Source organism: Ruegeria sp. AK11, from assembly GCF_056541095.1.
The window spans coordinates 1-13528 of record NZ_JBQFXU010000016.1; the positions used below are offsets into that span (position 1 = coordinate 1).

Genomic DNA, 13528 nt, shown 5'->3' on the forward strand with positions numbered 1-13528 from the left:
GAAACCTCGACCAACTCATGCAGAAAAACGGACCCTTCAAAAACCTCTTCGACCAACAGTTCAATAAACACAAACACAAAGTCGCTCAGTAGTGAGAGGGTGCTGAAAATCGGGTGACCGGAGATGGGTACATCTGAATCGCGTTTCAGTTTTTGTTTGCGAGGCACATCTCCGCGCGTTGGTGTTGTGGCGCGGCAGACGGATCCGGGGTCAGCATTCGCCGCAATTTGGCGGCAAAACCTTAGGGTTGCGGAGACACCACTGTCCCACCAATAGCCAGCGTCAACCGGCGCGCGGCTTCCATCACCGGGCGGCTCAGCCGTTCGATTTCGGTTGCTCCGACGCGGCTGGTTGGCCCGGACACGGAAAGCCCTGCGACCGCCTCTCTGTTCATATCGAAAACGGGTGCTGCAATGCATCGCATACCTGTAGTCTTTTCTTCGTTGTCCACGGAAAAACCCCGCAATCTGATAGCTGCAAGATCTTTCTTCAACGCCTCGGGGCTGGTAATCGACTGATCCGTAAAAGCCTGTAAATTCGCGGCGGCCAACCTTCGGTTCAATCTGTCTTCGTCCATATGGGCCAACAACGCTTTTCCGATGCCCGACGCGTGCATGGGTGACAATGTGCCGGGGGGAAAAAACGCCCGGATGCTTTCATGTGTTTCAACCTGGCTCAGGAACAGCACCAGACCTTCTTTCTCAATGCCCAAATTGGCGGTCTCGCTCGTGGTTTCCATCAGCTTGCGCATGATCGGCCTTGCCCGTTCCACAAGACTGGTACGGCGCAGAAACCGCGAGCCGATCACAAACGCCTGCGGGCCAATGTGCCAAACCTGTTCTTCATGGTCGAACTCGACCAGGCCCCTGCCCTGCAACGTCACGAGGATGCGATAAACAGTGGCCGGTGCCTGGCGCATTTCATCTGAAAGTTCAGTAAGCGCTTTGCCTTGGGCCTGGCTCAGATACTCGAAAACCTCCATCGCCCGATCCAGTGATTTGATCGTATTCTGCGCGGTTTTGTCATCCCACCCCCGCGGCCTTCCCCGGGCTTTGCGACGGAGCTTCGGGTCATTGTCTTGCGATTCCATAAAAACCCTCTGATCATTTATGAAAGACTATTTCAGAATATGAAAAATATAACTCACTGACAACTATAAGTTAAATCTCATTAAACAAATTCTGAAATGCGTTTTCAAAAAAATTTCCAATCAGGCGGATGGAACCTATTGTGCAGGCAAGGACGCAAGGAGACCATCCATGAGCTTTCAAAACCCCGTTTTCATCCCAGGCCCGACGAACATCCCGGAAAGCCTGCGCAAAGCCTGCGATATGCCCACGATCGACCATCGTTCGCCATTGTTCGGGCAAATCCTGCATCCTGCGCGTGCGGGCGTGCGGGAGATTCTGAAAAGCGACAGTGCCGAAGTCTTCATTTTCCCGTCGACCGGAACCGGGGGTTGGGAAACCGCCCTGACCAATACGCTGTCCGCTGGTGACAAGGTCCTGGCGGCCCGCAACGGCATGTTCAGCCATCGCTGGATCGATATGTGCCAGCGCCATGGGCTGAATGTCGACATCGTCGAAACCCCGTGGGGCGATGGGCTGCCGGCTGACCGGTACGAAGAAATCCTTACCGCCGACAAAAACCATGAGATCAAGGCGGTTCTAGCCACGCATAATGAGACGGCAACTGGCGTGAAGTCGGATATCGCTGCTGTGCGCAGGGCGCTGACCGCCGCGCAACACCCCGCCCTGCTGTTTGTTGATGGCGTTTCATCAATCGCGTCGATGGATTTCCGGTTTGATGAATGGGGCGTGGATGTTGCCGTTACCGGGTCGCAGAAGGGTTTCATGTTGCCCGCTGGCCTTGCCATCGTCGGTTTCAGCCAGAAAGCGATGGAAGCAACCAAAACCGGCACCCTGCCCCGCACATTTTTTGACGTCCGGGACATGACCAAGGGATACGCCAACAATGCTTACCCCTATACACCCGCTGTCGGGTTGATGAATGGCCTCAATCAAGCCTGCTCGATGCTGTTGAGTGAAGGTCTGGAGAACGTTTTCGCCCGACACCACCGGATTGCCGAAGGGGTCCGTGCCGCTGTGGGGGCGTGGGGGCTGGAGCTTTGTGCCAGCAGCCCGGCGGTCTATTCCGATACCGTAAGCGCAATCCGCACGCCGAACGGCTTCAACGCGACGGATATTGTCACGCACGCAGCTGAAAAATACGGCGTTGCCTTTGGCGTGGGCCTTGGTGAGGTCGCGGGCAAGGTGTTCCGGATCGGGCATCTGGGCAGCCTGACGGATGTCATGGCTCTGTCCGGGATCGCCACTGCGGAGATGTGCATGGTTGACCTGGGCCTGAACATCGACCTGGGGTCCGGAGTTGCTGCCGCACAGGAATACTATCGTGGCCATCCCGGTTCCGTTCAGAAGAACGCGGCATGATGAAGGATTGCACAATGTATATCCCAACCTATGAAGACATGCTTGCGGCACATGACCGGATCAAACCCCATATCCGCCGCACCCCGGTGCGAACCTCGGACTTTCTCAACGAACTGTCAGGCGCGCAGCTGTTCTTCAAATGCGAGAACTTTCAGGAACCGGGTGCTTTCAAAGTACGAGGTGCCACCAATGCGGTTTTTGGGCTGGATGAGAAACAGGCCGAAAAAGGTGTCGCCACCCATTCTTCGGGCAATCACGCCTCGTGCCTGTCTTATGCGGCGATGAAACGGGGCATTCCCTGCAACGTGGTCATGCCGCGGACAGCGCCGCAAGCAAAGAAGGACACGGTCCGCCGTTATGGAGGGAAGATTACAGAATGCGAACCTTCCACCTCGTCGCGCGAAGCGACATTTGCCGAGGTTCAGGCGGCTACGGGCGGTGACTTTGTTCACCCCTACAACGATCCTCGGGTCATCGCCGGGCAAGGCACCTGTTCGCGCGAGTTTATCGAGCAGACCGACGGTCTGGATGCAGTCGTCGCGCCAATCGGCGGCGGTGGCATGGTATCCGGAACCTGTTTGACCCTGTCGACGCTCGCCCCGGAAACCGCGATCATCGCGGCGGAACCGGAACAGGCCGACGATGCCTATCGTAGCTTCAAGGCCGGTCATATCATCGCGGATGATGCGCCAAAGACGATTGCTGACGGGTTGCTGGTGCCGCTGAAGGATCTCACCTGGCATTTCGTATCGAACCACGTCTCAGAGATTTACACAGCCTCCGAGCAAGAGATCATCGATGCGATGAAACTGACGTGGAAGCACCTGCGGATTGTAATGGAGCCATCTTCGGCCGTTCCGCTGGCCACGGTTCTCAAAAACCCGGACGCCTTCAAGGGCAAGCGTGTCGGACTGATTGTTACAGGTGGCAATGTCGATCTGGACCGGCTGCCCTGGATGAATGTCTGAATACACCCCAACAAAAAACTATCCCGGTATAGGATTACGGAGATGAAAGATATGAGCACTCTCGACCAGTTCGAAGTAGGTTACGACATTCCGGCCAAGCCCGGCATGGACGAAGCAGACATCCAGACACCCAGCCTGATTTTGGATCTCGACGCGCTTGAACGCAATATCAGGAAGATGGGCGATTATGCCAAGGCGCACGGGATGCGTCACCGCGTGCATGGTAAAATGCATAAGTCGGTTGACGTGGCCAAGCTGCAAGAAAAAATCGGTGGTGCCGTCGGTGTCTGCTGCCAGAAAGTTTCCGAGGCCGAAGTTTTCGTTCGTGGTGGGATCAAGGACGTTCTGGTTTCGAACCAGGTGCGTGACCCGGCCAAAATTGACCGCCTCGCACGCCTGCCAAAGCTGGGCAGCCGCATTATCGTGTGTGTCGACGATCTGGAAAATGTCGCCGACCTTTCGGCGGCGGCAGTCCGGCATGGAACACAGCTGGAAGTCTTCGTGGAAATCGATTGCGGCGCAGGGCGGTGCGGGGTCACAACGACACCCGAAGTGATTGAAATCGCCAAGGCGGTTGAGGCTGCAGACAACCTGAAATTCAGCGGAATTCAGGCCTATCAGGGTGCCATGCAACACCTCGACAGCTATGAGGCACGCAAGGAAAAACTGGATACCGCCATCGCGATGGTCAAAGACGCGGTAGACGGTCTTAAAGCCGAGGGTATCGAGTGTGATCTGGTCTCGGGCGGCGGTACGGGGTCTTACTACTTTGAATCCAACTCGGGCGTGTATAATGAGCTGCAATGCGGGTCTTATGCGTTCATGGATGCTGATTACGGTCGCATCCTGGATGAGAACGGCAAGCGGATCGACCAGGGCGAGTGGGAAAACGCCTTCTTCATCCTGACCAGCGTCATGAGCCATGCCAAGGCGGACAAAGCAATCGTCGATGCAGGTCTGAAGGCGCAGTCGGTGGATAGCGGCCTGCCTGTTGTTTTCGGGCGTGACGATGTCGAATACATCAAATGCTCGGATGAACATGGCGTCGTGATGGATCCGAGCGGGGCGCTGAAGGTCAATGACAAACTGAAGCTGGTGCCGGGGCACTGTGACCCAACCGCAAACGTGCACGATTGGTATGTGGGCGTCCGGAATGGCAAGGTCGAATGCGTATGGCCGGTGTCAGCCCGCGGCCGTGCGTACTGAGCTTGAATGCTCAAAGAATAAGCATTCGGCCAAACATGGCCGGACAGTCGCCCGTGCGCGCCCGCTTTTGTCGGTGAATCGCACGGGCGCACGAATTCCAAGTGGAGAATGACATGCTGATCGTACCCGAGCGCGAAATCGCCAACCTCATGACCCGCGACGCGGCCTTTGAAGCCGTCGAACAGGTCTTTGCCTCCATGGCAGCAGGGGACGCCTATAACTTTCCTGTCGTGCGCGAAGCCATCGGGCATGAGGACGCCCTGTACGGCTTTAAAGGCGGGTTTGACCGCGCCGGGCTGACACTGGGCCTGAAGGCCGGGGGGTATTGGCCGAACAACCTGGAAAAGCGCGGATTGATCAATCACCAATCCACTGTTTTTCTTTTTGACCCTGACACCGGAAAACCGTCAGCGATGGTTGGCGGCAACCTTTTGACGGCCTTGCGCACTGCGGCGGCCTCTTCTGTATCTATCAAGCACCTTGCCCGTGCGGACGCGCGGGTGATCGGTATGATCGGGGCCGGGCATCAGGCAACCTTTCAGCTACGCTCGGCGCTAGAGACCCACACTTTTGAAAAGGTCCTTGGCTGGAACTACCATCCCGAGATGTTGCCGAACATTGAAAAGGTCGCCAATGAAGCCGGTGTTCCGTTTGAAGCGGTCGAACTTGACGGCATGACCGAGGCGGACGTCATAATCTCGATCACCTCGGCTTTTGCACCATCGCTGATGGCAAACCATGTGAGCCCCGGAACGCATATCGCGTGCATGGGAACGGACACCAAGGGCAAGCAGGAAGTCGAGGCGGCGTTGTTGGCCAAAGCATCCGTATTCACAGATGAAATCGCACAGTCAATTTCGATTGGCGAGGCGCAACACGCTGTGGCACAGGGCCTGATCAGAGAAAGTGACCTGATCCAGTTGGGTGCGGTCATCAACGGAACAAACTCGGGCCGAACATCAGACGATCAGATCACGTTGTTCGATGGCACAGGCGTCGGTCTTCAGGATCTGGCGGTTGCTGCATCTGTTGTCGAGCTGGCCGTACAGAAAGGCATCGCGATTGAGGTCGATTTCTAACGACATTCCCGTTTGGTCGCCTAAGCGTCGTGTCGAACGACGCGTTGCTTATGTGAGCCACGGGCCAAGCCTGCCACACCTGAAATCAAAAACGGCGCGCTTAGTGCGCCGCTTTTCCACTTACAATTCCGGGCTGAACCGGTCAGACGTGATCGTCCTGTTCGATAGAGCCCAGCCCGTGGCCTGCCATTCCACCGGACACCTCTTCCGTCGCTTCATCAGAAAGCTCTTCGGGCAGAACCAGATTCAGGACAATAGCGATGATAGCGGCAGGCAAGATTCCGGATGTCGCCAGAACTTTGAAAGTTCCGGGCAGATGCTGTAAAGCGCCGGGCTCTAACTGCAAGCCCAGACCAAGGCTGAGTGAAATCGCAAAGATCACCATGTTGCGGCGATTCCACGTCACGTCCGACAGCATCGAGACACCGGCTGCAACCACCATACCGAACATCACGATCACACCGCCGCCCAGAACCTCGATCGGAACGGACGAGATCACCGCGCCGATCTTGGGGATAAGCCCGCATATGATCAGGAACAGGGCACCTATGGTTACGACCATGCGGCTCATGACACCGGTCATGGCAATCAGGCCGACGTTCTGACTGAATGACGTGTTAGGCAGGGCGCCAAAGACACCTGATACCGCAGTTCCAAGACCATCGGCAAAAGTCGCGCCCTGAATTTCCTTGTCGGTTGCCTCGCGTCCCGCGCCCCCCTTGGTAATACCGGACACATCCCCGACCGTTTCAACAGCCGATACAAAGGACATCGCACAGAACCCGATGATCGCCGCAAATGAAAACTCGATACCGAAGTGAAACGGGTTCGGCATGGCAAACGGAGCCGCGCGCCCGACATTGCCCAAGTTCACCTGACCCAGTGCGAATGCCACCACGTATCCGACCAACAGGCCAATCAGAACCGCCGACACCGACAACATACCGCGGGCAAAAAACTTCAGGCCCAGCGTAACAACAATCACAGTTCCGGCCATGAGCCAGTTCAGACCAGAGCCGTATTCTTCGGTACCGATGGCGGGTACACCGCCAGCTGCGTACTGGACGCCGACCTTGACAAGCGCAAGCCCGATCATGGTCACGACAAGACCTGTAACCAAAGGCGGAAGCGCAAAGCGAATACGGCCAATGAACAACCCAAGGCTGGCATGAAACAGGCCGCCAACGACTATGCCACCCATCAATACGGCAATCGCATCAACGCCCTTTCCTACCACCAACGGGATCATGATCGGAATAAAGGCAAATGACGTCCCCTGCACGATTGGCAGGCGGGCGCCAACAGGCCCCAGCCCAATGGTCTGGAACAGTGTCGCAACGCCCGCAAAGAACATCGACATCTGGATCATGTAGATCATCTGCGGGAAATCGGGGCTGTTTGAACCAAACCCGAAACCCGCCGCACCACAGACGATGATGGCTGGTGTGACGTTGGAAACAAACATCGCCAGAACGTGCTGAATTCCCAAAGGTACCGCCTTCAGGATTGGCGGGGTGTAGTTCGGGTCGCGGAGCTGCTCCGGCGTCCCTAAAGTTGCATCTGACATCGCGCTTTTCCTCCCAAAAAAACTGCGTGGGCCGGCCCCTCTTCCGGCAATATCCCTTATTCAGTGATCGTGTAGGCGTTCTGGAACCAGTATTCCTCAAGGTTGGGCCCGTTTCCTATTCGGTCGACCACGGCGAACAACCCGGGGGGATGAAGCGGTGTCAGCACCCCGTGCCAGGTGTTCCGGTGATAATTCACGCCCTGTCCGGGCGCGGTAATGAATGCAACAGGTTCACCAGGCACACCCGCGTTGTCGGGCGCGACGACAACGACAAAGGGTTTATCTGAAAGCGGCAGAAAGGCTTGACTGCCGTCGGGATGACGCTCGACCATTTCAAGTTTGATGGGCAAGTCGAAGGCCTGGGATTGGAATATGCTGATCCCTACGCGCCCCTCATGGAAATCCAACTGGGCGCGATCATGGTAGCGCGCGCATTTTCCCTGATTGATGTATTTGTCCACCGCGCCAGACACTTCGATAACATCGCCGAACGGCGCAAAGGCCTCGGCGGTCAGTGGCCGGAGTTTCAGCGTGGATGTCATTGAGCGAATTTCTCGATCAGCCGCAACTCGGCAATCCGTTCGACCTGACGGCAGGCCTCGGTGAATTCGGTGTCTCGGTCACTGTCTATCCGACGGTGAAAAGCCTCAAGAATGCTTGCTTTGGTATTGTCCATGACCGCAATGATGAAAGGAAAACCGAACTTGGTCGTGTAAGCGTCGTTCAAGGCCGTGAAGGTCGCACGCTCATCATCCGTCAGCATGTCCAGACCTGCCCCGGCCTGTTCTGCCGTGCTTTCCTTGGTCAGACGACCCGCAGCAGCAAGTTTGCCTGCCAAATCCGGGTGGGCTGTCAGGACGCCAAGCCGCTGGTCGGCTGTGGCAGAACGGAATACGCGCGCCAGTGCATTGTGAACCCCTGCGGCATTGTCATGTGTGGGGCCCAGCTCCAGATCAAAGGCCGCTTGGGCAATCCACGGGCTGTGTTCGAACACGCCGCCAAACTCGGCGACAAAGGTTGGCTCGTCCATTTCCGACGGTGTCAGCCGTTGACTTGGCGGATGCATTTGCGCCCAGTGATCAGCGATTTGTTCACGCGTGGCAAACCAGACCCCGTCATGTTTCTTGAAGTGGTCGAGTGCGCGTTTCAGGGCCATGGCGCGACCAGGGCGACCGATGAGGCGGCAGTGCAGTCCGATCGAAAGCATCTTCGGCTCGCCCGCTTGGCCTTCGGCATAAAGCATGTCGAAGCTGTCCTTGAGATAGCTTTCAAACTGTTCGCCATTGGTATAGCCCGCCTGAATAGCAAACCGCATATCGTTGCAATCCATCGTGTAGGGCACGATCAACTGGTCCTTGCCACCGGCCTTGACCCAATAGGGCAAGTCGTCGGCATAGCTGTCGGCAATATAGGCCAGCTCGCCTTCGGCGGCGGCCAGATCGACCGTGTTCATCGAACAGCGACCCGTGTACCAGCCACGCGGGGGCTTGCCGACAACCTCGGTATGAAGCCGGATCGCTTCACGGATCTGGGCGCGTTCTTCTTCCGCGTCCATGTCCTTGTGCTCAACCCATTTCAGGCCATGGCTGGCAATCTCCCAGCCTGCGGCCTTCATCGCCGCAACCTGCTCCGGTGCACGGGCTAATGCTGTGGCAACGCCATAAACCGTGACAGGAAGGTCCTGCAAAAGCCGATGCACCCGCCAGAACCCTGTGCGGCTGCCGTATTCGTAAATGGATTCCATGTTCCAGTGCCTTTGCCCCGGCCAAGGGGCCGCACCGGTGATTTCGGAAAGAAACGCCTCGGATGCGGCATCCCCGTGCAAAACGTTGTTCTCGCCGCCTTCCTCATAGTTCAGGACAATCTGAACTGCGATTTTGGCCCCGTTTGGCCAGTTTGCGTTTGGCACTTGCCGGCCATAGCCGGTCATGTCTCGTGGATACCGCGTCACATCAATTTCCCTCTTGCTGAAAAGACGAATAACCCAAACAATCACCTATGTTTTTCAAAAAATACTGTAAGCAGTCTTTTGACAGACTGCCTTTGCCTGCCGCGAAGGTATTGCAATAGTAACAGCAATGCTTAGCGAGAGGTGCAAATGGCCGGTTACCTTACAACACATGTCCTGGATACGGCGCGGGGCTGCCCTGCCAGTGGGATGAAGATCGAGTTGTTCCGGATCAACGGAACAGACCGCACGTTGCTGAAAACTCTGCTCACCAACGAGGACGGCCGCACCAATGAACAAATTCTTCCCGAGGCCGAGTTCTCGACGGGCGAATACGAGTTGATGTTTCATGCGGGCGAATACCTCGACACCACTGGCGTGCCACCTGAAAGCCCGCGTTTTCTGGACTTGATCCCGATCCGGTTCGGGATGTCCGAACACGCCCACTATCATGTTCCGCTGCTACTTTCGCCTTTCAGCTACGCGACCTATCGCGGCAGCTGAGCGTTGCACCGCGTGATCCTGTAGACTGACATTGTATTGTTATTTTTGATACTGCTTGATCTTTCGTAGCAATACCCGATGAAACCTCTGTCGCCTAGAGTGCCAAAGAACTTGGATATGTAGGAGCAACGCCATGTATGACCTGGCTGTTTTGTGGGAGTGGATGGCCTTTTCCGTCCGCTGGCTGCATGTGATCACGGCGATGGCGTGGATCGGCGCGTCATTCTATTTTATCGCGCTCGACCTGATGCTTAAGCCGAACCCTGCCTTGCCAGAAGGGGCCTATGGCGAAGAGTGGGAGGTGCACGGGGGCGGGTTCTATCACACCGTCAAATATCTTGTCGCACCCGCGCGTATGCCCGAGCACCTGACCTGGCACAAATGGCAGAGCTATACGACGTGGCTTTCGGGTGCGGCCTTGCTCATGATCATATATTGGGTCGGGGGCGAGTTGTTCCTGCTTGATCCGACCAAAGCGGATCTGGCGTTGTGGCAGGGGATATTGATTTCAGGCGGGTCACTGACCATCGGCTGGCTGCTTTACGACCAGATGTGCAAGTCGCGCCTGAGTGAGCAACCCACCGCGCTGATGCTGTTGTTGTTCTTGATTCTGGTGGCCATGTCCTGGGGTTACAATCAGATTTTTACCGGTCGTGCCGCGCTTTTGCACCTGGGTGCGTTCACCGCAACCATCATGACGGCCAACGTGTTCTTCCAGATCATGCCCAACCAGCGGATCGTGGTGGAAGACCTCAAGGCCGGTCGGACGCCGGATGCCAAATATGGGAAAATCGCCAAGGTGCGTTCGACGCACAACAACTACCTGACCTTGCCTGTCGTGTTCCTGATGCTGTCGAACCATTATCCTCTGGCCTTTGGCACCCAGTATTCATGGATCATCGCCAGCCTGATCTTTCTGACCGGCGTGACCATCCGTCACTACTTCAACACGATGCACGCAACCGGGAAAGGGCCGCACTGGACCTGGGGTGTTACTGTCATCCTCATGATCGTGATCGCATGGCTGTCTTCTGTCAGAACCGGCGAGACATGGGAGGACGCCGAAGCAAGGGCATTGACACCTTACGAAGAAAAATTTGCGTCGGCTGCTGGGTTTGAAGAAGCCTATGACACCGTGCTGGGCAATTGTTCGATGTGCCATGCCCGCGAGCCGGTTTATGGCACCATGAAATGGGCCCCCAAGAAGGTTTATTTGGAAACGCCGGGCGATGTAGCCCGGCACGCCGACCAGATTTACCTGCAGGCCGGGATCAGCCATGCCATGCCACCGCCTTCAGCAGTTCAAATGGACGTGGAAGCGCGCCAAACCATCATCGCATGGGTGCGCGAGGTCAGAGGGCAGTAGGATTTTCGCAGGACGTCCTGTCCTTCGCTTCCTACCCCCTGCCGCGGGACAAATACCCAGTTTATGCCGCTCAAACAAAGCAGGGCGCGCAAGACCTGATGCCGCCCCCGGCCTAGCGCGATGGCGGGGTCAACCATTGGGCCGACATGCCAAAATTCGAGTTCTTCAACTCTTGCTTGGCAATCGCCTGCAAATGCACCTCGTCCGGCCCATCCGCGTATCGCAACGCGCGTGCCCAGGTATAGCTGTCGGCCAGCGGTGTATCCGGGGTCATGCCCATCGCCCCAAAGACCTGCATCGCGCGATCCGTGACAGCAGCATGCACATTGGGTGCCACCACCTTGATCAATGAAATTTCACGGAACGCTTCTTTGGCGCCCACCTGATCAATCTTCCAGGCTGCTTTCAGGGTCAGCAACCGCGCCTGTTCGATCTCTAACCGGGATTTGGCGATCCACTCGCGGATCACGCCCTGTTCTGCAAGCTGCTTGCCAAACGCTTTCCGTTCCTGCGCGCGTTCGACCATCAGGTTAAGCGCCATTTCCGCCGCACCGATCGAACGCATGCAATGGTGGATGCGACCGGGACCAAGCCGGGCCTGCGCCAGAGCGAACCCGCTGCCTTCCTCGCCCAAAAGATTGCTGACCGGAACGCGCACATCCTTGAAGACCAGCTCGGCATGGCCTTCGGGGTCGTGCATGTTCAGAATGGTGGGGTTGCGAACAATCTCAAAACCGGGCGTGTCCTTCGGGACAATGACCATGCTTTGTTGTTTGTGCCGATCCGCATTGGGATCCGTTTTGCCCATCACGATAAACAATCTGGTGTTTGGGTGGCAGGCGTTTGTTATGAACCACTTGCGGCCATTGATGACGTATTCATCCCCCTCACGCCGTATCGAAGTGGTAATATTGGTCGCGTCCGAACTGGCCACATCCGGTTCAGTCATCGCAAAAGAGGATCGGATTTCACCGTTCAACAGCGGCACCAGCCACGTCTCGCGCTGTTCCGGAGTGGCGAACATGTGCAACAGTTCCATGTTGCCGGTATCGGGCGCGCTGCAATTGAACACTTCCGAAGACCAGGCCACCTGCCCCATAAGTTCGGCCAGCGGCGCGTATTCCAGATTGCTCAGCCGGGTGCCGGGTTCATCGTCGCGCAGGCTGGGCAGGAACAAGTTCCACAACCCTTCGGCCCGGGCCAACGCCTTGAGATCTTCCATAAACGAAACCGGGAAACTGCCTGCCGCCATTTCTTCTTTGTGATCGCGTATGCGCGGGTAGATATGCGCCTCCATAAACGCTTTCAGGCGGTCATACATTTCCGTGGCGCGCGGCGATGGGGCAAAATCCATGGCGGTTCCTTCCGGTGCGTTGTGGCGGTGATGTCCTCAAACTCTGCTCGCGCCAGAACGGCCGCCAAGGCACTGTCTTCTGGTGAGTTTAATCCGGCGCTTGATTACGCTCAGTTTGCGCAATCATTCCGATATGAAAAGAGGAAAATACCAATACCGCAACCTGCCGGCGTGAAACGTCAGGTCATTGCTCTCAGAACCGGGTGGACTAACAATACCTAAGGGGATGATCGGGCCGCATCGGAGATTTGCACCGCCGGGCGAGCTTCTCATCGCCCGCGCCCGGAATTGCCTCTCAACCCGCCTTTGGTGTTCACACTGAACTAGACCGGTGGTTTGAGGCCCAGCTGTTTCACGGCGGCACCTGCCGTCTGAACCCAACGCTCTTTCAGTGCGTTGTTGCCATTGTGGCGCAAGCCCAGCGATTTCAGAAGCTCAAACCGTTTCAGATCATCGCCACCAAAGGACACAGCGACACGGGGCCACCAATAGTTAACCGCGTCCTGCATCTGCTCTGTCTCTCCGTTCCTGGAAAGCTTTACAGCACCTTCCAACGCCAACGCGCCATGATGGGCTTCGACCGGGGCGATGCTGCGGAAAGCTTCAGCCAACGGTTGATAGGAAACCATTGAAAACTCGGCCAGTTGTTCCATGACCGCACGGCTCATCAGCATGTTCATGATGACCGCGTCGGTCCAGCCCGAGATCGGATAATTGAATACGGCAAGACGCATGTCATGTGCGCTGCGGGTCGCGCCGATATCTGCGTCACGATTCAAGCGAGCCGTCCACGGATGATGTGTGGCATATCTCTCGGTATCGGCCCCAAACTCACCCATTATCCTGAGAACCTGATCGGCGTGATCCGTTTTCTCAAGAACAATCCTGGCGGCTGCGATCCGTTCCTTGATGCCCGGCCCCTGATTGATGATGTCGGCGAATCCGGCAGCACCGGCAAGTTCGCTGTCCACGAACGTGGCCATCAGCTTCATGAGTTCGGCGCGGTAGCGTGGCGGAACATTGGTTGGGTTGGTCAGCACACCGCCTGCGGCCAGATAGCTGTCGAGTGTCATGGTGTCAGTCATC

At 56.7% G+C, this 13528-nt stretch carries 12 protein-coding genes; 6 read left to right on the forward strand and 6 right to left on the reverse strand.

Annotated features, from left to right (window positions below; translation table 11 throughout):
* Positions 1 to 241 precede the first annotated feature (241 nt).
* Positions 242 to 1090 carry an HTH-type transcriptional regulator BhcR gene (gene bhcR / locus ACR0D9_RS19590; RefSeq protein WP_480539962.1) on the reverse strand — a complete coding sequence of 283 codons (849 nt, stop codon included), beginning with the start codon at positions 1088 to 1090 and terminating at the stop codon, positions 242 to 244.
* A gap of 169 nt (positions 1091 to 1259) precedes the next feature.
* On the opposite strand from bhcR, the gene bhcA reads away from it, so the two are divergent.
* The 4 genes from bhcA to bhcD all read left to right on the forward strand — a co-directional run bounded on the left by bhcA (position 1260) and on the right by bhcD (position 5703).
* Positions 1260 to 2450 carry an L-aspartate--glyoxylate aminotransferase BhcA gene (bhcA, locus tag ACR0D9_RS19595; protein ID WP_480484843.1) on the forward strand — a complete coding sequence of 397 codons (1191 nt, stop codon included), beginning with the start codon at positions 1260 to 1262 and terminating at the stop codon, positions 2448 to 2450.
* Positions 2450 to 3418: a beta-hydroxyaspartate dehydratase BhcB gene (gene bhcB, locus ACR0D9_RS19600; RefSeq protein ID WP_480507727.1), complete on the forward strand. Its 969-nt coding sequence runs from the start codon at positions 2450 to 2452 to the stop codon at positions 3416 to 3418. The genes bhcA and bhcB overlap by 1 nt, the downstream gene beginning before the upstream one ends.
* A 42-nt stretch (positions 3419 to 3460) precedes the next feature.
* Positions 3461 to 4624: a 3-hydroxy-D-aspartate aldolase BhcC gene (gene bhcC, locus ACR0D9_RS19605; RefSeq protein ID WP_480489190.1), complete on the forward strand. Its 1164-nt coding sequence runs from the start codon at positions 3461 to 3463 to the stop codon at positions 4622 to 4624.
* Between the two features lie 113 nt (positions 4625 to 4737).
* Entirely contained in the window at positions 4738 to 5703 is a 966-nt protein-coding gene (bhcD, locus tag ACR0D9_RS19610; RefSeq protein WP_480539964.1) for an iminosuccinate reductase BhcD, read from the forward strand.
* Between the two features lie 142 nt (positions 5704 to 5845).
* Here bhcD and ACR0D9_RS19615 read toward each other — a convergent pair whose 3' ends face one another.
* Genes ACR0D9_RS19615 through puuE form a run of 3 tightly spaced genes read right to left on the reverse strand, consistent with a single transcriptional unit; the run spans position 5846 to position 9221 of the window.
* Positions 5846 to 7270: a uracil-xanthine permease family protein gene (locus ACR0D9_RS19615; RefSeq protein WP_480539966.1), complete on the reverse strand. Its 1425-nt coding sequence runs from the start codon at positions 7268 to 7270 to the stop codon at positions 5846 to 5848.
* Positions 7271 to 7326: 56 nt separating this feature from the next.
* Positions 7327 to 7812, reverse strand: a complete 486-nt coding sequence (locus ACR0D9_RS19620) for an ureidoglycolate lyase (protein ID WP_209507567.1) — start codon at positions 7810 to 7812, stop codon at positions 7327 to 7329.
* Entirely contained in the window at positions 7809 to 9221 is a 1413-nt protein-coding gene (puuE, locus tag ACR0D9_RS19625) for an allantoinase PuuE (RefSeq protein ID WP_480539968.1), read from the reverse strand. The genes ACR0D9_RS19620 and puuE overlap by 4 nt, the downstream gene beginning before the upstream one ends.
* 147 nt (positions 9222 to 9368) lie before the next feature.
* Between puuE and uraH the strand changes: the two genes are divergently transcribed.
* Both uraH and ACR0D9_RS19635 read left to right on the forward strand, forming a co-directional pair.
* The gene (uraH, locus tag ACR0D9_RS19630) at positions 9369 to 9722 is read left to right on the forward strand and encodes a hydroxyisourate hydrolase (protein WP_480489200.1); all 354 of its coding nucleotides are present in this window, start codon (positions 9369 to 9371) and stop codon (positions 9720 to 9722) included.
* 133 nt (positions 9723 to 9855) lie between these two features.
* Positions 9856 to 11088 (forward strand): urate hydroxylase PuuD, encoded by a 1233-nt coding sequence (locus ACR0D9_RS19635; RefSeq protein WP_480484850.1) that lies wholly within the window; start codon positions 9856 to 9858, stop codon positions 11086 to 11088.
* 112 nt (positions 11089 to 11200) lie between these two features.
* Here the strand turns inward: ACR0D9_RS19635 and ACR0D9_RS19640 are convergent, their stop codons facing one another.
* Positions 11201 to 12442 (reverse strand): acyl-CoA dehydrogenase family protein, encoded by a 1242-nt coding sequence (locus ACR0D9_RS19640; protein ID WP_480484851.1) that lies wholly within the window; start codon positions 12440 to 12442, stop codon positions 11201 to 11203.
* Between the two features lie 323 nt (positions 12443 to 12765).
* Positions 12766 to 13527, reverse strand: coding sequence for a Phenylacetic acid catabolic protein (locus tag ACR0D9_RS19645; protein WP_480484852.1), 762 nt, complete (start codon positions 13525 to 13527; stop codon positions 12766 to 12768).
* Between the last annotated feature and the right edge of the window lies 1 nt (position 13528).

Excerpts from the sequence above, each read along its gene's own strand:
- bhcR (WP_480539962.1), bottom strand. The coding sequence starts at position 1,090 with ATGGAATCGCAAGACAATGACCCGAAGCTCCGTCGCAAAGCCCGGGGA.
- bhcA (WP_480484843.1), top strand. The coding sequence starts at position 1,260 with ATGAGCTTTCAAAACCCCGTTTTCATCCCAGGCCCGACGAACATCCCG.
- bhcB (WP_480507727.1), top strand. The coding sequence starts at position 2,450 with ATGAAGGATTGCACAATGTATATCCCAACCTATGAAGACATGCTTGCG.
- bhcC (WP_480489190.1), top strand. The coding sequence starts at position 3,461 with ATGAAAGATATGAGCACTCTCGACCAGTTCGAAGTAGGTTACGACATT.
- bhcD (WP_480539964.1), top strand. The coding sequence starts at position 4,738 with ATGCTGATCGTACCCGAGCGCGAAATCGCCAACCTCATGACCCGCGAC.
- ACR0D9_RS19615 (WP_480539966.1), bottom strand. The coding sequence starts at position 7,270 with ATGTCAGATGCAACTTTAGGGACGCCGGAGCAGCTCCGCGACCCGAAC.
- ACR0D9_RS19620 (WP_209507567.1), bottom strand. The coding sequence starts at position 7,812 with ATGACATCCACGCTGAAACTCCGGCCACTGACCGCCGAGGCCTTTGCG.
- uraH (WP_480489200.1), top strand. The coding sequence starts at position 9,369 with ATGGCCGGTTACCTTACAACACATGTCCTGGATACGGCGCGGGGCTGC.
- ACR0D9_RS19635 (WP_480484850.1), top strand. The coding sequence starts at position 9,856 with ATGTATGACCTGGCTGTTTTGTGGGAGTGGATGGCCTTTTCCGTCCGC.
- ACR0D9_RS19640 (WP_480484851.1), bottom strand. The coding sequence starts at position 12,442 with ATGGATTTTGCCCCATCGCCGCGCGCCACGGAAATGTATGACCGCCTG.
- ACR0D9_RS19645 (WP_480484852.1), bottom strand. The coding sequence starts at position 13,527 with ATGACTGACACCATGACACTCGACAGCTATCTGGCCGCAGGCGGTGTG.